At 39.1% G+C, this 21,823-nt stretch carries 21 protein-coding genes; 9 read left to right on the top strand and 12 right to left on the bottom strand.

Going from position 1 to position 21,823, the window contains the following annotated elements; genetic code table 11:
* Positions 1 to 108: 108 nt before the first annotated feature.
* From hchA to ACYU0V_RS03565, 4 genes are all read right to left on the bottom strand, one after another.
* Positions 109 to 984 (bottom strand): glyoxalase III HchA, encoded by an 876-nt coding sequence (gene hchA / locus ACYU0V_RS03580; RefSeq protein WP_461849075.1) that lies wholly within the window; start codon positions 982 to 984, stop codon positions 109 to 111.
* Positions 985 to 1,192: 208 nt separating this feature from the next.
* The gene (locus tag ACYU0V_RS03575; protein ID WP_337078454.1) at positions 1,193 to 2,203 is read right to left on the bottom strand and encodes an NAD(P)H-quinone oxidoreductase; all 1,011 of its coding nucleotides are present in this window, start codon (positions 2,201 to 2,203) and stop codon (positions 1,193 to 1,195) included.
* Between the two features lie 31 nt (positions 2,204 to 2,234).
* On the bottom strand, positions 2,235 to 3,131 hold the full coding sequence (locus ACYU0V_RS03570) for an AraC family transcriptional regulator (RefSeq protein WP_461849072.1): 897 nt from the start codon (positions 3,129 to 3,131) through the stop codon (positions 2,235 to 2,237).
* 158 nt (positions 3,132 to 3,289) lie between these two features.
* A complete protein-coding gene (locus ACYU0V_RS03565) occupies positions 3,290 to 4,108 on the bottom strand; it encodes an undecaprenyl-diphosphate phosphatase (protein ID WP_016143164.1) in 819 nt (272 codons plus the stop codon).
* Positions 4,109 to 4,461: 353 nt separating this feature from the next.
* Between ACYU0V_RS03565 and ACYU0V_RS03560 the strand changes: the two genes are divergently transcribed.
* Both ACYU0V_RS03560 and ACYU0V_RS03555 read left to right on the top strand, forming a co-directional pair.
* Entirely contained in the window at positions 4,462 to 5,262 is an 801-nt protein-coding gene (locus ACYU0V_RS03560; RefSeq protein WP_461849071.1) for a PaaX family transcriptional regulator C-terminal domain-containing protein, read from the top strand.
* A gap of 105 nt (positions 5,263 to 5,367) precedes the next feature.
* Positions 5,368 to 6,360 (top strand): fatty acid desaturase family protein, encoded by a 993-nt coding sequence (locus ACYU0V_RS03555; RefSeq protein ID WP_461849070.1) that lies wholly within the window; start codon positions 5,368 to 5,370, stop codon positions 6,358 to 6,360.
* 48 nt (positions 6,361 to 6,408) lie between these two features.
* On the opposite strand, the gene ACYU0V_RS03550 is transcribed toward ACYU0V_RS03555, so the two are convergent.
* Positions 6,409 to 7,434, bottom strand: a complete 1,026-nt coding sequence (locus ACYU0V_RS03550; RefSeq protein ID WP_461849068.1) for an AraC family transcriptional regulator — start codon at positions 7,432 to 7,434, stop codon at positions 6,409 to 6,411.
* 160 nt (positions 7,435 to 7,594) lie between these two features.
* Here ACYU0V_RS03550 and ACYU0V_RS03545 point away from each other — a divergent pair, with 160 nt between their 5' ends.
* Together ACYU0V_RS03545 and ACYU0V_RS03540 are read left to right on the top strand one after the other, a co-directional pair.
* Complete coding sequence (locus ACYU0V_RS03545; RefSeq protein WP_347746215.1) at positions 7,595 to 8,293, top strand: NAD(P)H-dependent oxidoreductase; 699 nt, start codon at positions 7,595 to 7,597, stop codon at positions 8,291 to 8,293.
* A gap of 597 nt (positions 8,294 to 8,890) precedes the next feature.
* Positions 8,891 to 10,255, top strand: a complete 1,365-nt coding sequence (locus tag ACYU0V_RS03540; protein ID WP_060466062.1) for an outer membrane protein transport protein — start codon at positions 8,891 to 8,893, stop codon at positions 10,253 to 10,255.
* A 58-nt stretch (positions 10,256 to 10,313) separates the two neighbouring features.
* On the opposite strand, the gene thrH is transcribed toward ACYU0V_RS03540, so the two are convergent.
* Positions 10,314 to 10,931: a bifunctional phosphoserine phosphatase/homoserine phosphotransferase ThrH gene (gene thrH / locus ACYU0V_RS03535; RefSeq protein ID WP_068565650.1), complete on the bottom strand. Its 618-nt coding sequence runs from the start codon at positions 10,929 to 10,931 to the stop codon at positions 10,314 to 10,316.
* 184 nt (positions 10,932 to 11,115) lie between these two features.
* Here thrH and ACYU0V_RS03530 point away from each other — a divergent pair, with 184 nt between their 5' ends.
* Positions 11,116 to 11,850 carry a phosphoadenylyl-sulfate reductase gene (locus ACYU0V_RS03530; RefSeq protein WP_005064416.1) on the top strand — a complete coding sequence of 245 codons (735 nt, stop codon included), beginning with the start codon at positions 11,116 to 11,118 and terminating at the stop codon, positions 11,848 to 11,850.
* 171 nt (positions 11,851 to 12,021) lie between these two features.
* The gene (locus tag ACYU0V_RS03525; protein ID WP_461849065.1) at positions 12,022 to 13,407 is read left to right on the top strand and encodes a WS/DGAT/MGAT family O-acyltransferase; all 1,386 of its coding nucleotides are present in this window, start codon (positions 12,022 to 12,024) and stop codon (positions 13,405 to 13,407) included.
* A gap of 27 nt (positions 13,408 to 13,434) precedes the next feature.
* Here the strand turns inward: ACYU0V_RS03525 and ACYU0V_RS03520 are convergent, their stop codons facing one another.
* The 6 genes from ACYU0V_RS03520 to ACYU0V_RS03495 all read right to left on the bottom strand — a co-directional run bounded on the left by ACYU0V_RS03520 (position 13,435) and on the right by ACYU0V_RS03495 (position 18,257).
* Positions 13,435 to 13,608, bottom strand: coding sequence for a PA1571 family protein (locus ACYU0V_RS03520; protein ID WP_002116397.1), 174 nt, complete (start codon positions 13,606 to 13,608; stop codon positions 13,435 to 13,437).
* Between the two features lie 139 nt (positions 13,609 to 13,747).
* Positions 13,748 to 15,202 carry a ribonuclease G gene (gene rng / locus ACYU0V_RS03515; protein ID WP_005064412.1) on the bottom strand — a complete coding sequence of 485 codons (1,455 nt, stop codon included), beginning with the start codon at positions 15,200 to 15,202 and terminating at the stop codon, positions 13,748 to 13,750.
* A gap of 114 nt (positions 15,203 to 15,316) precedes the next feature.
* The gene (locus ACYU0V_RS03510) at positions 15,317 to 15,877 is read right to left on the bottom strand and encodes a Maf-like protein (protein ID WP_025465969.1); all 561 of its coding nucleotides are present in this window, start codon (positions 15,875 to 15,877) and stop codon (positions 15,317 to 15,319) included.
* A complete protein-coding gene (mreD, locus tag ACYU0V_RS03505) occupies positions 15,865 to 16,356 on the bottom strand; it encodes a rod shape-determining protein MreD (protein WP_002116279.1) in 492 nt (163 codons plus the stop codon). The genes ACYU0V_RS03510 and mreD overlap by 13 nt, the downstream gene beginning before the upstream one ends.
* Positions 16,343 to 17,200 (bottom strand): rod shape-determining protein MreC, encoded by an 858-nt coding sequence (gene mreC, locus ACYU0V_RS03500; RefSeq protein ID WP_161282936.1) that lies wholly within the window; start codon positions 17,198 to 17,200, stop codon positions 16,343 to 16,345. The genes mreD and mreC overlap by 14 nt, the downstream gene beginning before the upstream one ends.
* A 16-nt stretch (positions 17,201 to 17,216) precedes the next feature.
* Positions 17,217 to 18,257, bottom strand: coding sequence for a rod shape-determining protein (locus ACYU0V_RS03495; protein ID WP_000601379.1), 1,041 nt, complete (start codon positions 18,255 to 18,257; stop codon positions 17,217 to 17,219).
* 133 nt (positions 18,258 to 18,390) lie between these two features.
* Here ACYU0V_RS03495 and gatC point away from each other — a divergent pair, with 133 nt between their 5' ends.
* The 3 genes from gatC to gatB are packed head-to-tail and all read left to right on the top strand — an operon-like array spanning position 18,391 to position 21,706.
* Entirely contained in the window at positions 18,391 to 18,705 is a 315-nt protein-coding gene (gene gatC / locus ACYU0V_RS03490) for an Asp-tRNA(Asn)/Glu-tRNA(Gln) amidotransferase subunit GatC (RefSeq protein ID WP_000107699.1), read from the top strand.
* A gap of 53 nt (positions 18,706 to 18,758) precedes the next feature.
* Positions 18,759 to 20,237: an Asp-tRNA(Asn)/Glu-tRNA(Gln) amidotransferase subunit GatA gene (gatA, locus tag ACYU0V_RS03485; RefSeq protein WP_461849058.1), complete on the top strand. Its 1,479-nt coding sequence runs from the start codon at positions 18,759 to 18,761 to the stop codon at positions 20,235 to 20,237.
* Positions 20,237 to 21,706 carry an Asp-tRNA(Asn)/Glu-tRNA(Gln) amidotransferase subunit GatB gene (gene gatB / locus ACYU0V_RS03480; protein WP_461849056.1) on the top strand — a complete coding sequence of 490 codons (1,470 nt, stop codon included), beginning with the start codon at positions 20,237 to 20,239 and terminating at the stop codon, positions 21,704 to 21,706. The genes gatA and gatB overlap by 1 nt, the downstream gene beginning before the upstream one ends.
* The last annotated feature ends 117 nt before the right edge of the window (positions 21,707 to 21,823 follow it).

The raw sequence follows: 21,823 nt of genomic DNA, 5'->3' as shown, positions 1-21,823 counted from the left end.
TAAGGATACAAATGGGGATATATTGATAAAAATATCCCCACTTCTACCTTATATATTAAAGTCTATAGAAAATAGTTCGAGTCCCGCAGGGCGCACATACTTAATACGTTAATCCTTCACTTCAGCCAACAATGTTTCAGCTGCAAGTTTGCCTAAATTATTAGAAGCAAGCGGACTATCACCAGTTAGCAATTTACGGTCTCTATGACATTGACCTGTAATGCCCTTATTTAAAATTTCCACGCCAAGTTTTTCAAGGTTTTCACCCACTAGCCAAGGTAAATCTCCAGGCATATAACCGATATCAATATTTGCTCCCTTATCTAATGAATCAGGGAATACACAAATTTGATAGCCTTTAAAAATATAGTTTTCTGGCTGTTCATCTACAGCCGCAGCAAGTAATGAAGCTGGACCATGGCATAATGTAATAATAAATTTATCTTGTTCAACCGCCCATTTAAGAACTTTTTTCACCTCAAGGCTATGTGGAATTTTAGCTAATACGCCATGCCCACCCGGAATAAATACAGCCGTATATGGTGAGTTTTCCCCCACTGCGTTTTCTAAAATATCAGTTAGCTTTAATGGATTTTTTAATTTGTCTGCATATTTCTGAAAAGTGTCTAATACTACTTGTTCTTGCTTTGGCATCGCCCACATTTCAAGTTTGGCAGGGTTCCCTGAAAGTGTCGCAATATCAATTTCAAAACCCGCATTATCTAAATGAAACATCGGTAAGAGCATTTCTACAGGATGGTTGCCTGTTGAAAAGAACTTACCATTTTGCATCTGAATATAACGTTCATCAGTCGCAATCATTAAGACCTTTTTATTGCCTGAATACGGCTTTGAATAAGTCGTGCCATCGTAATCGGTTTTAGGAGCAGTATATTGACTCAGTGAATAAGGTGATGGGAAAAAGGCATTATCTTCAGCCAAATCTGGAGTAGGATTTTTATCATCAATATTTGCGGTATTCATTGTTACTATCCTTTTTCATCAGTATGGAAAGAAATAATAAGGTAAGAACCAATTGTTATTTCTTACTCAATTTATAGGTGAAGTTATAGAACGGGTGCAATCTGCCAATAGAATTTGGCAATTTTTATAGAGAAATAGGCAGAATCTAGAATTATAAAATTCAGTTTAGGCGAATCTGTCGTTCGCCCAAACTTCAATGATTACAGTGTTACGCATTCATTTCTAAAACGATCTTTCCAATATGATCACCTTGTTCCATACATGCGTGAGCACTTTGTACATCTGAAAAAGCATACATTTTATAGATTTGAGGTAAACATTTACCTTGAGCCAATAATGGCCATACATGCTCATGCAAAGATTGTGCAATCTCTGCTTTTTCTTGGCTATTACGTGCTCGCATCGTTGAACCCGTAATTGTGGCACGTTTTAAAATTAGTTTTTGTAAGTCAAATTCTTTTGCGATTCGACCACCCATAAAACCAATAATGACAAGTCGGCCATCACGTTTTAATAGGTTTAAATTTTTCGTGAAATAAGAACCACCCACAATGTCCAAAATAACATCAACACCTTGGTCTTGAGTATGTTTCAAAACTTCTTGCTCAAAATCTTGGGTTTTATAGTTAATTGCTGTGGTGAAACTAGAGAGTGCTTCAACTTTATCTTCACTACCAACGGTCGCAAAAGTTCTAATTCCTAAAGCTTGGCAAATCGCTAAAGCTGTGGTTCCAATACCACTTGCCCCACCATGAATCAGTGCGGTTTCATCTTTCTTTAAACGGCCAATATCAAATAAATTTGCCCAAACCGTAAAAAATGTTTCCGGAATAGCAGCAGCTTGTGTAAAAGATAAATTTTCAGGTATTGGCAATACTTGAGTTGCAGTTACCGCACAGTACTCAGCATAACCGCCGCCATTTGTTAGGGCGCAAACTTTATCACCAACCTTAAAGTGATCTACTTGGTCACCTACAGAAACCACAACACCAGCGACTTCAAGTCCTGGTATTTGAGTAACACCTTTAGGCATTGGATATAATCCCATACGCTGCAAAACGTCAGGACGGTTAATTCCAGCAGCCTTTACCTCAATTAAGACTTCATCTGCTTGAGGTTTTGGAATATTAGCATCTTGAACTTTTAGAACCTCAGGTCCACCAGGAGCCGTAATTTCAATAATTTTCATGGTTGTTGGAAGGGTCATAAAATGCTCCATGTTTGATTTATATTTCAAATACTAATCTACGTTAAATAATTGAGGACTTGGGTGGAACGCCAAACAGTCGTTTAAATTCTCGGCTAAATTGTGAAGCACTAACATATCCAACTTCATAGGCGGCTTCTGCGACTCCCATTTTATTGTTCATGATTAAGTCACGTGCCTTATGTAACCGAGTAATTTTGATGTACTGTAAGGGCGAATAATTCGTCACCTTTTTAAAAGTTTGATGAAAAAGCGAGATGCTCATGCCTGCTTGTTTCGCCAACTCTTGAACCGTTAAGTTATGATAATAATCACGCTGAATAATTTCACAAATGGTGTAAATCACGCCATTTCGACTTGCCATAGCAGATAAGCTTTCGACTAGACTGTTACCTGAAGCCTGCACCACACGATAAACCAATTCTCTTTTAACTTGCTCACCCAATATAAAAGTATCTTGTTTAGAACGAAGTAAATTGAGTAATCGTAGAGCAACCTCTGAAATGGTCGCATTCATGTCAATCACTCTAAGCCCACAACTTAATTTTAAATCTTCTGAATGAGCATCTTCAGTAACCACTTGTTGCTGTTTATCCATTTTAGTAATGAGATCAGCCATCATTTGTGGTTCAAACTTTATTGCGATTGCCAACATGGGTTCATTATTTTCAACTACAGTATCGCAATCAAACGGTATTGCAATTGAGATAAATAAACACTGTCCTTGTTGAAACTGAAAGATTTCTTTACCAATATATCCGCGCTTTAATCCCTGTATCACTAAAACAATTGAAGGTTCTTGCAGCACGGCAATAGGTGGTGTGGAATGATCTACCCGCATTAAGGTGATGTTAGAGATAAAAGTAGGATAGAGACCTTCTGCTGGAGCCAAGTGCAAAAATGCATCGACCAAATGTTCTGTAAGATGATTTTGCGACATAGTTTTATTGTGAGAGGTAATCTAATAACCAATATAACAATGAACCTAAAATGAAAACATCTGTCTTACGTTTACTTTGTATAAATAGGCAATTCAAATAAATTTTTAGGCATAAAAAAACCTAGAGCATTCTAGGTTTTTTCACTTTATTAGGCTATTTAAGCCGATAAATTAAAGAACATTGCTGCAATCAAAATAATTACACCAAGTACAATTCGGTACCAAGCAAATACACGTAACGTATGACGTTCTACAAACAGTACCAATGCTTTTACAACAAACAGCGCGGCAATAAAAGCAGCTACGAAACCTACCCCAATATTAATCATATTGTCTGAGGTGAGTACGTCAGCATTTTTAATCAAGTCAAAAGTCGCAGCCCCCAACATGGTCGGCATAGCAAGGAAGAAAGAAAATTCTGTAGCAGCTTTACGTGATAAACCTGCAAACATTCCGCCTACAATTGTTGCGCCTGAACGTGAAGTTCCTGGAATCATCGCCACACATTGAGCAAGACCTACTAAAAGCGCTTGTTTAAAAGTAATTTTAGTTGCATCGAGTGTCTTATGTTCAAATTGTCTAGATTCAACCCAGAAAATGATAAGAGCACCGACAATTAAAGCAATCGCAACCACAATTGGGCTAAATAGAACACTTTTAATAAAGTCGACAGCTAGAACACCAATAATGACTGCTGGAAAGAATGCAATAAGCACACTAATCGCAAAATGACGTGACTCCACATCACCGCTAAAGAATCCCTTAATCAAGTTAATAATTTTTTGTCGGTATAACCAGCACACTGCCAAAATAGCACCTAACTGGATTACGACCTCAAATACACGACCGCCGTCTGAGTGGAAATCGATAATATGACCAAATAAAATTAAATGGCCTGTACTCGAGATGGGTAAAAATTCAGTTAAGCCTTCGACAAAGCCTAAAAACAGTGCTTTTATAACTTCAAAATTTTCCATAACTTGCTCAAAGAAAGTTAATCATTAGAACGACCTAAAATTTGTTTTATCGAAATTGGTAAGTCCCAAATTAGACTTAACACATGTTCAATATCAGATCATTTCTAACGTTTGTGGTTATTGCCCCTAGTTAAAGGCAGTTTATTTAAAGTGCGATAATGTATCACATCATGATGACAAACTTGGGTTAACTATCGTAAAAAGATAAAACTTGGTTAAGAACTGCCAAAGTTTTTCTTGTTATAGACAAAGCTTTTTACCTTTACTTACTCTACAAAATGATCTTAAAAAGTCCTTAAAAAAACATGATATTATTCTGACCAAATGCAACTCATATCAAAAATTCAATCTGAATGAAAAATACCAAAATTAATGCACGCCATCTTATTATCGATTTATTTCTTTCCTCGGCCTACCCTCAACTCACCATTAAACAAATATTAATTGCCGCTAAACTTTTTAATATGAGTGACAACGGTATTCGTGTGGCTACAACGCGGCTATTAAATGAAGGCATGATAGAAAGTGTCGAACGCGGTATTTACCAACTTTCGCCATCAACCAAAGAATGGGCAAAAGTCATTTTGAATCGTAAAAATGGCATTAAGCAGACTAAAGAATGGCAACAACACTATCTGGCAGTATTTACGGGGACATTAGGTCGTATTGATCGAACCGCTTTAAAAAAGAGAGAACACGCTTTACGTCAATTTGGTTTTAGAGAGCTCGAAACTGGAATTTATATACGTCCAGATAATTTAGCGTATAGCTTTGAAAAAACATGTGAAGAACTTGTTTTAGCGGGGCTTGAAAATGAAGCTAAAATTTCTATTATTCAAAAATTTGACGCAAAAACAGTTTCGTTAATTCATTCTTTGTGGGATACCAAGCAGCTTGAAAAAAATTATGAGATGTATAGTCAAGATATCCAAGAATGGCTTTTAAATTATAAAAATTTATCCTTAAACGAGGCCGCCACTCAAGCTTTGTTATTAGGACGCGAAACAATTACCTTACTCATGAATGATCCTCTGCTCCCCCCTCCATTTGTTAATGAACATGCCCGCAATCAGTTTGCTCAAAATGTACAACAGCTCGATTCGATTGGACAAAAGCTATGGCAAAAACTTTATGAAAATGAATTAGCCCACTAACAGGCGATTTATTTTTTTACAAACAAATATTTCACTTTTTAAAATTTTATGATTATATTTGTAATATAAAATATGAATGCCAAAATCTGATTTGGGAGAATAAAAATGAATGCACAAGTGAGTGTGACCGATCTATTTAGCAGAGAAGAAATACAGGAGCTCACACAACCCTCAGATGCATACGGCGCTTGGGCTGTTGCAAGCACATGGGCTGTTATTGGCGGAACATTTGCAAGCTTAATCATGATGTGGGATTACTTACCTAACTGGGGCAAATTACTTGCTTGTATGCTAGCTTTGGCCATATTGGCGGGTCGCCAGTTATGTCTAGCAATTTTGATGCATGATGCATCTCATAAAAGCTTGTTCAAAAATAAGAAAATCAATGACTTTGTAGGTGAATGGTTATGCGCCCGTCCAATCTGGAATGATCTACAAAAATATCGCGTACATCATGTGCGTCATCATGCAAAAACCTCTACTCCAGATGACCCCGATCTTTCTTTAGTTTCTGGTTTTCCTGTAAGCAAAAAATCGCTTACTCGTAAATTTTTACGCGACTTAACAGGTATGACAGGATTAAAGTTTAGCTTTGGTCGAGTGTTAATGGACCTAGATCTAATGAAATGGACTGTTGCAAATGATCAAGTCTGGCTAGATCGAAGCAATAAAGATTTCGTTGATTATGCAAAAAGTCTTATAAAAAACAGTAGCGGAGCTATTGCAACCAATGTAGCTCTTTATGGTGTTTTAAAAGCTTTTGGTCAACAACGGTTTTATTGGTTATGGCCCCTAGCTTATTTAACACCGTTTCCATTATTTTTAAGAATTCGCTCAATGGCCGAACATGCAGGCATGCAAACGAGTAATACAGCCTTAACTAATACCCGTACTACACGTGCAGGTTGGATTGCTAGAAGTTTTGTAGCGCCTATTCATGTCAATTATCACATGGAACACCATTTAATGGCTTCGGTGCCCTACTTCAAACTGCCGCGTATGCATCGTCTATTGAGAGACCGCGGACATGTTCCTGCACCGTCTAGCTATTTTGAAGTGATTGAATCACTCTCATCTAAGCCAGAACAATCTACTTAATTGACTCAAATAATAAATGAAAGGCCATGAATTTAAATTTGTGGCCCTTTAATTTGAATCCGCCATTTTATGCTGGGTTTGGAAATATTTAGGCGTCATCCCCATCCAGCGCTTAAACGCACGAGTGAAGTGAGAAGTCTCGGCATAACCCAGCATTAAAGCCACTTTTTCAACCGACATATTATTTTGAGTTAAAAGTTTCTGGGCATACTCCTTTTTCAGTGAGTCAACCAAAAGTGTAAAACTAGTATCATCAAGAGCTAAATAGCGTTGCAAAGTTCGCTCTGATATATTCATGATATGAGCCACTTGCCCAACTTTTAACGCCTCAACATTCCCATTCATAAGCAATTTTTCGGCAACTTGTTTGACTCGCCCTTTCCAACCACTTTTTAAGTTTAATTTCTCTATATCCCGCTTACATTGTGCATTTAACAACGGCGCTAGCATTGGGTCTGCCGTTAATACAGGTTGTGCTAAATAGTCTTTTGGAAATATCCAACGATTACGCTTTTGGTTAAATAAACAAGTCACAGCCAGTTGATGACTGATTTGGTCAAAACCTATTGGCTCTGGCATTTGTAATTCAACTTTTCCCAAATGAGAAAGCCCTGTTAATTTTTTCGCAATTTGAACAAAACCGATTAACAAAAAAATGTTGGCATTTGGGCTCAGCTGAAATGCATTGATGGGCTGATGAATTGACCAACATGCATCATTATTTTCTTGTTTTAATTCCGGTTTAAAAACCTTACAACGTGAAGCAATGAATTGTTCAAGTATTTTTAGCGCTTCTCCTAAATTTGGAGAAACTATGGCAGCCATTCCAACTGAACCATAACATGAAGCTGTCATGCTTAATGCTAAATACCCTGCTAGTGCTGGCTCTTTGCATAACTCAATGGCCCGTTCAATAAGTTGATTTAAGATGTTGAACTCAACATACCAGTAAGGCTTTTCTAATTGGTCTAAGGTTATTCCACTTCCATCTAAAAGCTGCTCATCAGAGACACCCCACCGCTTAATAGTCTCAACGATTAAATTAATATAAGTTCCGGGTAATTCTGGATTCATAAACAACCCATATGAGCAAAATAAAATGGCACGAAATGGTAAAAACTGTCAGTTCATGAACTATGCCATGCTTTTAAATTGATGCATAGTTATTCAAAACAAAATCCGCTGAATTGCACTAGACAGCACAATTTCTAAAAAAGAATATAGGTCCCACCTTATGAACATTCTGATTGTCCATGCTCATCCAGAACCACAGTCTTTCACCACTGCTCTAAAAAGTACAGCTAAGCAAACTTTAGAAAAATTGGGGCACAGCGTAGAAGTTTCAGATTTATATGCGATGCAATTTAACCCTATTGCATCCAAAGAGGATTTCTTAGAGCTTAATCAGCCTGAGTATTTTAACTATGCACTAGAACAAAGAAACGCCAGCAAAAATCAACTTCTAGCTCCAGATATTCAAGCAGAAATTGAAAAAGTTAAGAAAGCTGATTTAGTTATTTTAAATTTCCCACTTTATTGGACATCTGTGCCAGCAATTTTAAAAGGCTGGATTGATCGCGTATTTGTCTCAGGACTTTTTTATGGAGGCAAGCGTTTTTACAACCATGGCGGCATGGCAGGTAAAAAAGCGATGTTGTGTTTAACACTCGGTGGTAGAACACACATGTTTGGAGAAAACTCAATTCACGGACCAATCGAAAATTATTTATCCCCGATTCAACGTGGTACTTTGGCATATGCTGGTTTTGAAGTCCTACCTCCATTCATTGCTTATCATGTGCCGTATATTAGCCAAGAAGCACGACAAACCCTTCTTGAAGACTATGTAATCTACCTTACTCATCTTGACCAGCTAGAGTCATTAAAATTTCCCAAACTTGAGCAATTTGATGAAAAACTATATCCACTCTAATGCTCTGTTTTAGCTCTTAAAATTAAATAACCGAATTTAGATCATTATTTTCGGTTTTTATTACACATAACTTTCAAATATAGAGTCCAAATTCGCTCAAAAAATAGATCAAATGGTAAAAAAATTAAGGTAAACTTTTTCATAAAATAAATAATATAAAATTTAATCAATAATATACAGATGTAGAGAAACTAGACTTATCAACTAAAAATGAAAACCAATACTCATTTCATAATCACTTAATTCATATTTTTACAAAAAAATCTTTGACCATTTTTCTTGGATTTGTGACAAAAATGTCATAAAAACAAAGGCCATCACTAATAGATAAAAAATATAAATATCAATTAATTAAATTAATTTAACAATGCAAATATTCCTTCATATTTCATCCATTATTGACATTATTTGTATAAAAAGTGAGTACTCCTCAGTTCATATAACAGATTTACTCTTATTGTAATTATGCTATTTTTGTTACATGGAGTTATCAAAGCTTCTATTACTTGTAATTAGGAGCTTTGAAGGCAACACAGTTTAAACGGTTTAACTCTGTTACTTTTAAAAAAATGTCTTGAAGTTCAAGGAAAGATTAAAATGAAATTAAAACATCTGAGCACTGCAATGATTTTAGCAACGCTGCCTGCAACTGGGGTTTTTGCAGCAGCATTGGATCGCTCTGGACAATCTATCTCTGCATTTTTGCAGCCTGGTAATTACTTTGAAGCTGGAATTTCTGTTTTAGACCCAGATGTAGCTGGTAAGGAAGCCGGTACAATCAAAACAGGTCGTAATATTGGTGATATGGGAGAAGATTATTACTTCCCAAGCGCAGCCTTAAAACTACAACTTACTGATAAATTCTCTTTTGGTTTACTATACGATCAACCATTTGGAGCCGATGCACAATATTCTGGTAATAATGCTTTTGTAGCAAGCCCATCAGATCCAATTCTTGGCACTTTACCAATTACAACAGGTGCTTTAGGCGGAACTCAAGGTGCTACTTCTGTTGAGGTTGACACCCAAAATATTTCGATGATCTTTGGATTCCAACCCACTGAAAATTTTAACTTTTATGGTGGTGGTGTATACCAAACGATTAAAGGAAATGTTCATTTAAGAGGTTCTGCATATAGCCTATATAATGGCTATGACGCTTCAATTCCTGAAGATGGAGCAGCTGGCTGGTTAGCTGGGGCCGCTTTCCAAATTCCAGAAATTGCACTTAAGGCATCGATTACATACCGCTCAGAAATTGACCATAAAATTAATGCAGATGAAACAATTGCACTTGCAGATTCAATTACAGCCAATGCTGGAGCACTTGGATCAACTATTGGACAATTAGTTGCAGCTGGTCAGTTAACTCCTGCCCAAGCTGGAGCGATTCAACAAACAATTGGTAAAGCTATTGCTGCTAACCAATTAGAAGGCAAGACTACAATTACTACCCCTCAATCTGTAAACCTTGATTTCCAGACAGGAATTATGGCAAATACAGTCGCATTTGCGAATGTACGCTGGGTAAATTGGAAAGATTTCGCAATTCGTCCATATAAATTTGGCAAAGTATCAGAAGCTGTAGGTCCAATAGCAACTCCTAGCCGTCCAAATGGCTTTAATTTAGTGGAATATTCTGATGACCAATGGTCTGTGAATGCCGGTGTAGGTCGTAAACTTAACGACAAGTGGGCGGGTAATGTTTCGGTAGGTTGGGACTCTGGCGCAGGTAATCCTGTAACAACTTTAGGTCCAACTGAAGGTTACTGGAACGTAGGCGTAGGTGTTCAATACAGCCCTACTCCACAAACCTTTATTGCTGGCGGTGTAAAATATTTCTGGTTGGGTGATGCAAAAGCACAAACTGGAGCCCAAGCTGGTAGCGATGATTACTATGTTGCAGAATTCTCTGACAACAACGCTATCGCTTATGGTTTAAAACTTGGTTATAAATTCTAAGTTTAAAAAATTATGCATATAAAAAAGGCGCTTAAAGCGCCTTTTTTATTATTTATTCTCAAGCTGGGATTGTACGCTGTGAAACTGAACGGATTGCTTCTTTTAATGCATCATAACCGTGGATAGCTGGAAATTGAGGAAACTCAGCAATCACATTTGCAGGCGCATCAAATAAGAAACCATGGTCCGCTTCACCAAGCATGGTTGTATCGTTATACGAATCACCTGCAGCGATTACACGGAAATTCAAGCCATGCAGTGCTTTAACACACTCACGTTTTTGATCTGGTTGACGTAGTTTATAAGCGGTAATCATGCCTTCTTCATCTGTCTCTAACTTATGACAGAAAATTGTTGGCCACCCTAATTGCTTCATTAAAGGATGCGCAAATTCATAGAAGGTATCTGACAAGATCACAAGTTGGAAATGCGTACTCACCCATTCAACAAACTCTTTTGCTCCCGGTAATGGCCCCATCTCAGCAATGACTTCTTGAATGTCATTTAAGCCTAAACCGTGTTGTTTTAAAATATTAAGACGCTGAGTCATTAAAACATCATAATCCGGAATATCACGAGTTGTTGCTTCGAGTTCTTTAATCCCTGTTTTTTTAGCGAAATTGATCCAGATTTCAGGAACTAAAACCCCTTCAAGATCTAGGCATACGATTTCCATGAATGCTTCCAACGTTGGTTAAAAATTGCTGTATCATACCATTAAGATTTTCAGTTTTGCGTTGTTATTGATCAAATCAATTTTATTCATAAGGATCGAAATTAAAGTGCTAAGCACTTTATCAACTATCCTTTAGAATATTTTTCATAACTCAATGCGCCCAAGCCTTTTGCCAGGAACACACATGACCGTTATTCCGACTATTGATATCGTAGATGCTCTTGCTGCTGAATATGCAACCAAAAGCCCTCGAGAAATTTTAGAGCTTGCCTTAAGCCAACAAGGTGAAATTGCAATTTCTTTTTCGGGAGCAGAAGACGTTGTGTTAATTGATATTGCTTCACGTTTAGGCAAACCTTTCCGTGTCTTTAGTCTCGACACTGGCCGACTCCACGCTGAGACCTATCAATTTATTGAAACTGTTCGTAAACACTATAATATCAATATCGAAATTTGTTTCCCTGAATCAGAAGCTGTTCAAAACATGGTAAACGAAAAAGGTTTATTCAGCTTTTTTACAGATGGGCATCAAGAATGTTGCGGTATTCGAAAAGTTCAGCCTTTGCGTAAAAAACTTGCGACTTTAGATGGCTGGATTACGGGTCAACGTAAAGATCAAAGTCCTGGTACGCGTACAGAGATTCCGGTCGTACAAGCTGATGCAGGTTTCTCTGGCCCAGGTAAGCAACTCATTAAATATAACCCTCTAGCGAACTGGACAAGTGCTGAGGTATGGAGCTACATCCGTATGATGGAAATTCCATATAACCCTCTTCATGAGCGCGGTTTTGTTTCTATTGGCTGTGAACCATGTACACGACCTGTATTACCAAATCAACATGAGCGTGAAGGACGCTGGTGGTGGGAAGAAGCCACCCAAAAAGAGTGTGGCTTACACGCAGGTAATATGAAAAAGTAATTGGATATCAAAAAACCACTGGCAAATCAGTGGTTTTTTTTATGTCATGTTCCGTACACAAAGTCATATTTTCTCTACTCTAAACGCTATATACTTAATTTTACGGTTCTATAATTCTAATAAGAGCTCATATAAGGGCTTCTTAGAAAAATGCATGAGGCACAATGATTTATGCGTCCATTACACCCAATTGATTTCATTTTTCTGTCACTTGAAAAAAGACAGCAACCCATGCATGTCGGTGGATTATTTTTATTTGAAATTCCTGAAAATGCACCAGAAACCTTTGTACATGATTTAGTAGAAGATATTAAACGCTCAAAAAGCATTCCTATCCCTCCCTTCAATAACCGTTTAAGTGGTCTATTTTGGGATGAGGATGAAGAGTTCGATATCGATCATCACTTTCGCCACATTGCTTTGCCTCACCCGGGCCGTATTCGTGAACTACTGGTTTATATTTCACAGCAGCATAGTTCACTAATTGATCGTGCAAAGCCACTTTGGACTTGTGACATTATTGAAGGAATCGAAGGCAATCGTTTTGCCATGTATTTTAAAATCCATCATGCCATGGTAGATGGTGTTGCGGGTATGCGTTTGATCGAGAAATCTCTATCAAAAACACCAGAAGAGAAACATGTTGTTCCTTTATGGTGTGTTGAGAGCAAAAGAGCTAAGCGTCTAAAAGTACCAACTCCAAGTACTAGTAAAATTAAAAGTATTTTAGGCGGTATTAAATCTCAACTCGACATAGCTCCAAAAGTTATGCACGAGCTATCTCAAACAATATTCAAGGAAATGGGCAAAAATCCTGATTATGTTTCTACTTTTCAGGCACCAGTTTCTATTTTGAACCAAAGAGTCAGTGCTTCACGTCGTTTTGCGGCCCAATCATTTGAATTAAGCCGCCTTAGAAAAATTTCAAAAGCATTAGGCGTGACAATTAATGATGTTGTTCTAGCTGTATGTTCAGGCGCTTTACGTGAATATTTGATTAGCCAAAACAGCTTACCTAAAAAGCCACTTATTGCCATGGTTCCAGCTTCATTACGTACAGATGATTCTGACATGAGTAATCGAATTACCATGATTTTGGCAAATCTAGGGACGCACAAAGATCAACCGTTAGAACGCCTAGAAATCATTCGTCGCAGCATGCAGAATTCAAAGCAACGCTTTAACCGCATGACTGCGAATGAAATTTTAAACTATAGTGCGGTTGTTTATGGTCCGGCAGGATTAAACATCATGTCAGGAATGCTTCCTAAGCGTCAGGCGTTCAATTTAGTGATTTCCAATGTACCAGGACCACGTGAGCCACTTTATTGGAATGGCGCGAAATTAGATGCGCTCTACCCTGCTTCGATTGTCATGGATGGACAAGCTCTAAACATTACCATGACCAGTTATTTAGATAAGCTTGAAGTTGGATTAACAGCTTGTCGAAATGCTTTGCCAAAAATGCAAAATCTTTTGACTCATTTAGAGGATGAGATTCAACGTTTTGAAGAAATTATTGCAGAGAAACAACTGAAACATCATTCAGCAAGTTAGAAAATTAAGGGGCTTTAAATTGGCCCCTTATTTTTTGATTGTGCGGCACTGGTTAAGCAACTGATGACATACTGAACGAATCATTGCAGTTGTGATTGGTACTTCTTTACCTTGGTCATTCAACATATAGCAGCTATTTACTGGCGTGCTTTCTAAAACATGTTTAAGACCGTTGCTAATTAAGTTTTCACTTACATTCATGGGTTATACCTCTTATTGTTTGCTAAGACGTTTAATAGGGAGAACGTCTAGGGCTACTGTATGTAAGTAGTATTTAAAATTCATGAATGAAAGTAAAATTTCAGTTGTAACAAGGATTAAGCGATATCTTGTTACAACTTTAACTTAAAATGATATCGTATTGCTCTTGCGTATATAAATTTTCGACCTGAAATTTAATAACACGGTTAATAAAATGCTCTAAATCGGCTACTGCTGGTGCTTCTGCTGTTAATAATCGGTCAATCACAGAAGGATGGGCAACAACAGTAAAGCCACTCGTTGACTCAAATGCACGGGTATAACGTAATATCTCACGAAATATTTCGTAACACACTGTCTCCGCTGTTTTGACAAAACCACGCCCTTGGCATGTTGGACATGATTCACATAACAAGTGTTCTAATGATTCACGAGTTCGTTTACGCGTCATTTCGACCAGACCAAGTTCTGACACTTGAGTAATTTTGGTCTTCGCGTGATCTCGCTCAAGCATTTTCTCAAACTGACGCATCACCTCTTCACGGTGAGTTGCTTCTTGCATGTCAATGAAATCAATAATGAGAATACCACCCAAATTACGCAGTCTAAGTTGACGCGCGATAACTTGAGTCGCCTCCATATTGGTTTTAAAAACAGTGTCTTCAAGACTACGACCACCTACATATGAACCTGTGTTAACGTCAATCGTTGTCATGGCTTCAGTCTGGTCGATCATCAGATAACCGCCTGACTTCAAAGCTACCCGAGTTTGTAAGGCTTTTTGAATATCTTCTTCAACATTATAAAGATCAAATAATGGTCGCTCCCCCGGATAATGAATGAGACGACTCTTCATATTCGGGACAAACTCATCTACAAACTCAAGCAGTTTTGCATGAATCTCTCGCGAATCTACATAAATCTTTGCGGTTTCTTCGCTTGCTAAGTCGCGAATAATACGTTGAGGTAATGGAAGTTCTTCAAAAATTAAAGAAGGAACAGCAACGTCAGTCTGCTTACGCTGGATATACTCCCACAATTTGCTCAGATAACACATGTCCTGTGCAATTTCTGCCTCATCCACACCTTCTGCAGCCGTACGGACAATCACGCTACCAGGTAAATTATGCTCAGATTGAATACCTTCAATAATATTACGCAGACGATCTCGCTCTTCTTCAGACTCAATACGCTGCGAAACACCAATATGGTTGCCATACGGCATTAAAACCAAATAGCGAGAAGGGATTGAAAGATCTGTACTGAGGCGTGCGCCTTTTGTGCCCAACATATCTTTCATTACTTGGACAGTAAGGGTTTGCCCAGGATGTAATAGTTCAAAGACATTTGGGGTAGGCTGTGAACGAGGCCAAACCATATCATTGATATGTAAAAAGGCTGTTCGAGACAAACCAATATCAACAAAGGCAGCTTGCATGCCCGGAAGCACTCGTACAACTTTACCCTTGTAGATATTGCCGACTAGCCCGCGTTTAACTGTACGCTCGACATACAGTTCATTAACAGTTCCATTTTCGATTAATGCCACCCGACACTCCATAGGCGTGACATTAATAAGTAGTTCTTCTGACATACATAAACTCAAAGCATTATAAAATTTTTTATTAAAGAGTCAGAGAAGCTGTTAACTTTAACGTTGTCTAGTGTTCATCGACAATGCTATTCAATGAAGAATGATAACAACCCCTTATGTCTTTACTCTTTTGAATAACTGTGCAAATTCGTATAAAGGAAGTCCTACCACATTACTATAACTTCCTTGAATTTGGGGAATATATTGCGAGGCAATTCCTTGAATTGCATATCCACCCGCTTTTCCAACAGGCTCACCCGTGGTCCAATAATCTTCCATATCCTGTGTAGTCAGGCGCTGAAACTCAACTTGTGTTTGCACTACCTGACTTAACATCTGTTGTTGAGTCGCAACACACAGTCCCGAAAACACATCATGCCAACGTCCAGATAATTGTTTCCAGATTTCAAAGGCATGATTTTTCGATTCAGGCTTACCAATAATTTGACCATCAAGTCCCAGACTTGTATCGGCAGCAATAACAATAGCTTCTGGAAAAAGCTTCAATACAGTTTGAGCTTTTTCTCTAGCCAACCGTTCAACATAGTGATGAACCAGCTCATTTTCATGAACAGACTCATCAATGTCAGGACTATAGATTTCAAAATCTAAGCCTAGCTGTTGCAACAGCTCCTTCCGACGAGGAGAGCTAGATGCTAAAACTATATGCGCCATTTTGCCAAACAATAATAGACGACCGGCCATGTGATGATACTTGTCATCAAAGGTTGCCAATGTCTAGCAATTGAAAAATGAATTCCACCCATCGTCTGTGTTACCCACATAAATGCTAAATGGGCAATAATGACCAATGTTGCTATCGTCCATAAATTAACAAAAGTTAAAATACGGCGTTCCCGAATTAAAAAACGGGTAAGAAAAGTCACAATTACAAAACTTAAGGCATTGAGTCCTAAAGGTGCATCAAGCAGTAAGTCTGTAAAAATCCCCATCCCAAATGCAAACCAGACCCCACACCATGTTGGCTGGCATACTACCCAAAATAGCATGATCATTAACATGAACAGTGGCCGCCATCCTGAAATATCATAGGATAGCGGATAAACCATGAGTACAGAACCCACAATAACGGAGAGAATAATTCCCCATAATGGATCTTTACGCTTTTCTCGTTTAAGTTTAGCGATCGGCATATGGCTGCTCCTTCGCTAATGATTCAGAGAAAAGTACAACTACATGATGCCCTGTTGCTAATTGTGCTGATGGTGTTACATCAATTTCAGCAAACTCACCTGAATTATGGCGTTTTATTTTGGCAACTGTACCCACTGCGTAACCTGCTGGGAAATGTTCACCCAAGCCTGAGCTAAACACTTTATCACCCGCCTGAATATTCGCACTGGTCGGGACATATTCCATTTTTAAACGGCCCAAATCACCTGTACCAGAAACAATTGCCCGCATTCCAGTACGCTCAAGACGTACCGACAGTGAATGTTCTTTATCTGATAACAACATCACGCGTGAGCTATGAGGATATACATTAATGATCTGCCCCATAATACCTTTATCATCCAAAACCGTTTGACCGACCTTTAGATGGTCCATAGAGCCGCGGTTAATAATGATGATATGACGTAATGGGTCTGCATCTGTTCCAATCACTTCGGCAATTTCCATACGACCATCAATAATTAATGGGGTATCAAGAAGTCCTCGTAAACGGGTATTTTCAGCTGACAGTTCAGAAAGTTTCTGTAAGCGGACTTGAGCTTGTAAAAGCTCAGCCTGCATCGCGGTATTTTCACGACGCAGTTGAGCTTCAGATTTTGTTTGTTGATTCAGCCATTCTCTCGATAGTACCGGATAACTAGCCAATGCATAAATTGGGTTATATGCAGCGTACAAGACATCCCTTGCTGGCTGAATTACATAAGGCATGCGCCAATCAAAGAACAGCACAACCAAACATGTAATAACCGCAATAATGAACGAGCGGAAAGATGGCGGCTGTCTTGAAAAAATATTCGGTTGCACCGCCTAATCCTTAAACTTAACCGACGAAAAGCATGTCATGGTTCGGGTTGTCGAAGAATTCTAATACTTTACCACCACCACGGGTTACGCAAGTAAGAGGATCTTCAGCAACAACAACTGGTAAACCAGTTTCTTGAGCCAATAACTTGTCAAGGTTACGAAGTAGCGCACCACCACCTGTCAACACAATACCGCGCTCAGCAATATCAGAAGAAAGTTCAGGAGGAGTTTGCTCAAGAGCAGATTTCACAGCACTTACAATACTTTGTAACGGATCAGAAATAGCTTGAGTAATTTCGTCAGAAGTTACGGTAATTGCACGAGGCACACCTTCTGCAAGGTTACGACCACGTACTTCGATTTCTAATGTTGTACCATCAGAAACAGCCATACCGACTTCTTTTTTAATAATTTCAGCAGTGGTTTCACCGATTACACAACCGTGAGCTTTACGAACATAATTGATGATTTGCTCATCAAAAACATCGCCGCCGATGCGTAAAGAGTCAGCATAAACACAACCTTGCAATGAAATAATTGCAATTTCTGTTGTACCGCCACCAACATCCACAACCATAGAACCACATGCTTGTTCAACTGGCATACCTGCGCCAATTGCTGCTGCCATAGGCTCTTCAATCAAACGAACATCACGGGCACCAGCATTAAATACTGCTTCTCGAATCGCACGACGCTCGACCAAAGTTGATTTACATGGTACACATACAACTACACGAGGTGCAGGTGGGAACAAACGTTTTTCGTGAACTTTACCAATAAACTGATTCAACATGGTTTCAGTCACTTCAAAATCCGCAATTACACCGTCTTTCATTGGACGAATTGCAGAAATATTCGCAGGCGTACGGCCCAGCATTTGCTTAGCATCTAGACCTACAGCAGCAACAATTTTTTGTGAACCACTGTGACGAATTGCCACAACTGTTGGTTCATTTAATATAATGCCGCGGCCTGGTGCATAAATAAGTGTATTTGCTGTACCTAAATCAATGGCTAGATCCGGCGAAAACAAGCCAATTAGTCGTTTTAGAATCACGGTTCGTTCTCAGTTAAACTTTCATGTGGATGCAAGGTGGCAACTTTAAACTAAATGTGATGATTTGAACAAGTCAATCGCTTATTATAACGCACGATATTTTGAAAATTTTTAATACTGATTAGGTGATGTTATGTCTACATCGGATGCACAGCATTCAGCAGATTTAAATGCACAAACAGTTTCAGCAATCGCCAATCTTGCTCGATTGTCGCTCAATGATACGCAATCTGCTGAATATGCTCAAAGTCTAAATAAAATTTTAGGCATGATGGAAACCTTAAAAGGCATTGATACGGAAGGCGTAGAACCTTTGAAAAGTCCTTTTGACAATCCTCAACCTTTACGTGCTGATGTGGTAACTGAAAGCAATCATCGAGATGAATACCAAGCAGTTGCGCCTGCAACTCAAGATGGTTTGTATCTTGTTCCTCGCGTGATTGAATAACTTTTACTCAATTAACCCATCTTCCCTATTTTGAATGTAAAGAAATTTTACTCATGACTGATTTACATCGCTTATCAATTCGTGAACTTGCTGAGGGCTTAAGCCAAGCGAAGTTTTCATCTCGCGAACTGACTGAACACTATTTAAAACGTATTGCTAAAATTGACCCACTGGTAAAAAGCTACGTGACGGTTACGCCTGAACAAGCTCTTGCTGAAGCCGACGCTGCCGATGCTGCATTAAAAGCAGGTAATGCAACAGCTTTAACGGGTATTCCTCTTGCGCATAAAGATATCTTTTGTACCAAAGGCATTAAAACAACTGCCGGTTCAAAAATACTAGACAACTTCATCTCTCCATACGATGCAACTGTTGTTGAAAAAACTAAAGCAGCTGGTCTTGTCACTTTAGGTAAAGTGAACATGGATGAGTTTGCGATGGGTTCAACTTCTGAAAGCTCGTATGTTGGCGCAACAAGTAACCCCTGGGCACTCGACCACGTTCCTGGTGGCTCATCAGGTGGTTCTGCTGCGGCTGTAGCGGCTGATTTAGCACCTTTTGCAACAGGTACTGACACAGGTGGTTCAATCCGCCAACCTGCATCATTCTGTGGCTTAACGGGCTTAAAACCAACCTATGGTCGTGTATCTCGTTTCGGGATCATTGCTTATGCATCATCTTTAGACCAAGCAGGTCCGATGGCTCGTTCTGCCGAAGACTGTGCTTACTTAATGAATGTAATTGCAGGTCACGATGCAAAAGACTCGACTTCGGTTAAAAAAGAAGTTGATGACTACGTTGCAAACTTAAACAACACATCTGTAAAAGGTCTACGCATTGGTATTCCTAAACAGTACTTTAACGTTGCAGGTTTAGATGCAGACGTAAAAGCTCGTGTTGAAGAATCATTGAAAAAGCTTGAAGAAATGGGTGCAATACTTGTTGAGATCGATCTCAACATGACTGAAGCCTATGTTCCAACGTATTACCTCATCGCGCCAGCAGAAGCATCATCTAACTTATCTCGTTACGATGGTGTTCGTTACGGCTACCGCTGTGAAAACCCAGCTGATTTGATGGATCTTTACAAACGCTCACGTTCAGAAGGTTTCGGTCCAGAAGTTCAACGTCGTATCTTAATTGGTACTTACGCGCTTTCTGCGGGTTATTACGATGCTTACTATGTGAAAGCACAAAAAGTACGTCGTTTAATTCAACAAGACTTCTTAAAAGCATTTGAAAATGTGGATGTGATTGCGGCTCCTGCTGCACCAACAACTGCATATAAAATTGGTGCGAACTTAAGTCCAACTGAAATGTATTTAGGCGATATCTATACACTTGCAGTGAACTTAGCAGGCTTACCAGCAATTAATGCTCCAGTTGGTTTTGATAAAGACAGCTTACCTGTAGGCTTACAGTTGATTGGTAACTATTGGTCAGAATCACAACTGTTGTCGATTGTTCATCAATACCAACAAAACACCGATTTCCATACTCAACGTGCGGCAATTGCTGAGGAGAATGCATAATGGCTGAAGCTCAAAAGTTGAAATTGATTGACGGTTGGGAAGTCGTTATTGGTATCGAGATTCACACTCAGCTTGCAACCAATTCTAAAATTTTCTCAGGTTCATCAACTGAATTTGGTCAAGACCCAAATACACAAGCGAGCCTAGTAGATTTGGCGATGCCAGGTGTATTGCCTGTTTTAAATGAAAAAGTAGTTGATCTTGCTATTCGCTTTGGTTTAGGGATTGATGCCTATATCGATCAAGCATCTGTGTTTGCGCGTAAAAACTACTTCTACCCTGACTCTCCAAAAGGCTACCAAATTAGCCAAATGGACAACCCGATTGTGGGCTTGGGTCACATTGACATCCAACTTGAAGATGGTACGACTAAACGTATTGGCGTAACTCGTGCTCACCTTGAAGAAGATGCTGGTAAATCTGTACACGACCAATTTGAAGGTATGTCTGGCATTGACTTAAACCGTGCTGGTACACCTTTGCTTGAAATCGTTTCTGAACCTGACATGCGTTCGGTTGAAGAAGCTGTTGCTTATATCAAAGCGATTCACACGCTGGTACGTTGGTTAGGTATTTCTGACGGTAACATGGCAGAAGGTTCATTCCGTGCGGACTGTAACGTATCTTTACGCCGTCCGGGCCAACCTTTTGGTACGCGCTGTGAGCTGAAAAACCTCAACTCATTCCGTTTCATTGAGCAAGCGATCAATGTTGAAATTGAACGCCAAATGGAAATTTTGGAATGGGGCGGTGAGATTGACCAAGAAACTCGTTTGTTCGATCCAAACAAAATGGAAACGCGTTCAATGCGTTCTAAAGAAGAAGCAAACGATTACCGCTACTTCCCAGATCCAGACTTGTTACCTGTAATTATTGCAGATGAGCAAATCGAAGCTGCTCGCGCTGCACTTCCAGAGTTGCCTGCTGCTCGCCGTGCGCGCTTTATCGCAGACTTTGGTGTAACTGAGTACGATGCACATGTACTTACGCTCTCACGCGAAATGGCGGACTTCTATGAAGCTGTTGTGGCTGCTGCTGGTGGTGCGAAGCAAGGTAAAGTATCAGCAAACTGGGTGATGGGCGAATTCTCTGGTGCATTAAACAAAGCAGGCTTAGATTTGGCTGATTCACCTGTTTCTGCTGAACAGCTTGGCGCCATGATTGCACGTATTGTTGATAACACCATTAGCGGTAAGATTGCAAAACAAGTCTTTGGCTTTATGTGGGAATCGGAAGGTAAATCTGCCGATGACATTATTGCGGAAAAAGGCTTAAAGCAAGAAACTGACACAGGTGCAATTGAAGCGATCATTAAAGAAGTACTTGCAGCCAATGAAAAAATGGTTGAAGAGTACAAATCTGGTAAAGAAAAAGCCTTTAACGGTCTTGTTGGTCAAGTTATGAAAGCTTCTAAGGGTAAAGCCAACCCTGCTCAAGTAAATGAATTAATGAAAAACTTGATTGGTTAATTTGACTAGCCAACTCAACAAAAAGCCTCGATTTATCGGGGCTTTTTTATATCCTTCTCAAGCACCCTTCGACTAAAGAATGCACTTTTTTCCTAAAAAATTACTCAATGACTGTGC

Source organism: Acinetobacter sp. X9, assembly GCF_054889255.1.
Note: the sequence above shows the minus strand (reverse complement) of the source record. Positions and strands in the feature narration are given on the sequence as shown.

Excerpts from the sequence above, each read along its gene's own strand:
- hchA (WP_461849075.1), bottom strand. The coding sequence starts at position 984 with ATGAATACCGCAAATATTGATGATAAAAATCCTACTCCAGATTTGGCT.
- ACYU0V_RS03575 (WP_337078454.1), bottom strand. The coding sequence starts at position 2,203 with ATGGAGCATTTTATGACCCTTCCAACAACCATGAAAATTATTGAAATT.
- ACYU0V_RS03570 (WP_461849072.1), bottom strand. The coding sequence starts at position 3,131 with ATGTCGCAAAATCATCTTACAGAACATTTGGTCGATGCATTTTTGCAC.
- ACYU0V_RS03565 (WP_016143164.1), bottom strand. The coding sequence starts at position 4,108 with ATGGAAAATTTTGAAGTTATAAAAGCACTGTTTTTAGGCTTTGTCGAA.
- ACYU0V_RS03560 (WP_461849071.1), top strand. The coding sequence starts at position 4,462 with ATGAAAAATACCAAAATTAATGCACGCCATCTTATTATCGATTTATTT.
- ACYU0V_RS03555 (WP_461849070.1), top strand. The coding sequence starts at position 5,368 with ATGAATGCACAAGTGAGTGTGACCGATCTATTTAGCAGAGAAGAAATA.
- ACYU0V_RS03550 (WP_461849068.1), bottom strand. The coding sequence starts at position 7,434 with ATGAATCCAGAATTACCCGGAACTTATATTAATTTAATCGTTGAGACT.
- ACYU0V_RS03545 (WP_347746215.1), top strand. The coding sequence starts at position 7,595 with ATGAACATTCTGATTGTCCATGCTCATCCAGAACCACAGTCTTTCACC.
- ACYU0V_RS03540 (WP_060466062.1), top strand. The coding sequence starts at position 8,891 with ATGAAATTAAAACATCTGAGCACTGCAATGATTTTAGCAACGCTGCCT.
- thrH (WP_068565650.1), bottom strand. The coding sequence starts at position 10,931 with ATGGAAATCGTATGCCTAGATCTTGAAGGGGTTTTAGTTCCTGAAATC.
- ACYU0V_RS03530 (WP_005064416.1), top strand. The coding sequence starts at position 11,116 with ATGACCGTTATTCCGACTATTGATATCGTAGATGCTCTTGCTGCTGAA.
- ACYU0V_RS03525 (WP_461849065.1), top strand. The coding sequence starts at position 12,022 with ATGCGTCCATTACACCCAATTGATTTCATTTTTCTGTCACTTGAAAAA.
- ACYU0V_RS03520 (WP_002116397.1), bottom strand. The coding sequence starts at position 13,608 with ATGAATGTAAGTGAAAACTTAATTAGCAACGGTCTTAAACATGTTTTA.
- rng (WP_005064412.1), bottom strand. The coding sequence starts at position 15,202 with ATGTCAGAAGAACTACTTATTAATGTCACGCCTATGGAGTGTCGGGTG.
- ACYU0V_RS03510 (WP_025465969.1), bottom strand. The coding sequence starts at position 15,877 with ATGGCGCATATAGTTTTAGCATCTAGCTCTCCTCGTCGGAAGGAGCTG.
- mreD (WP_002116279.1), bottom strand. The coding sequence starts at position 16,356 with ATGCCGATCGCTAAACTTAAACGAGAAAAGCGTAAAGATCCATTATGG.
- gatC (WP_000107699.1), top strand. The coding sequence starts at position 18,391 with ATGTCTACATCGGATGCACAGCATTCAGCAGATTTAAATGCACAAACA.
- gatA (WP_461849058.1), top strand. The coding sequence starts at position 18,759 with ATGACTGATTTACATCGCTTATCAATTCGTGAACTTGCTGAGGGCTTA.
- gatB (WP_461849056.1), top strand. The coding sequence starts at position 20,237 with ATGGCTGAAGCTCAAAAGTTGAAATTGATTGACGGTTGGGAAGTCGTT.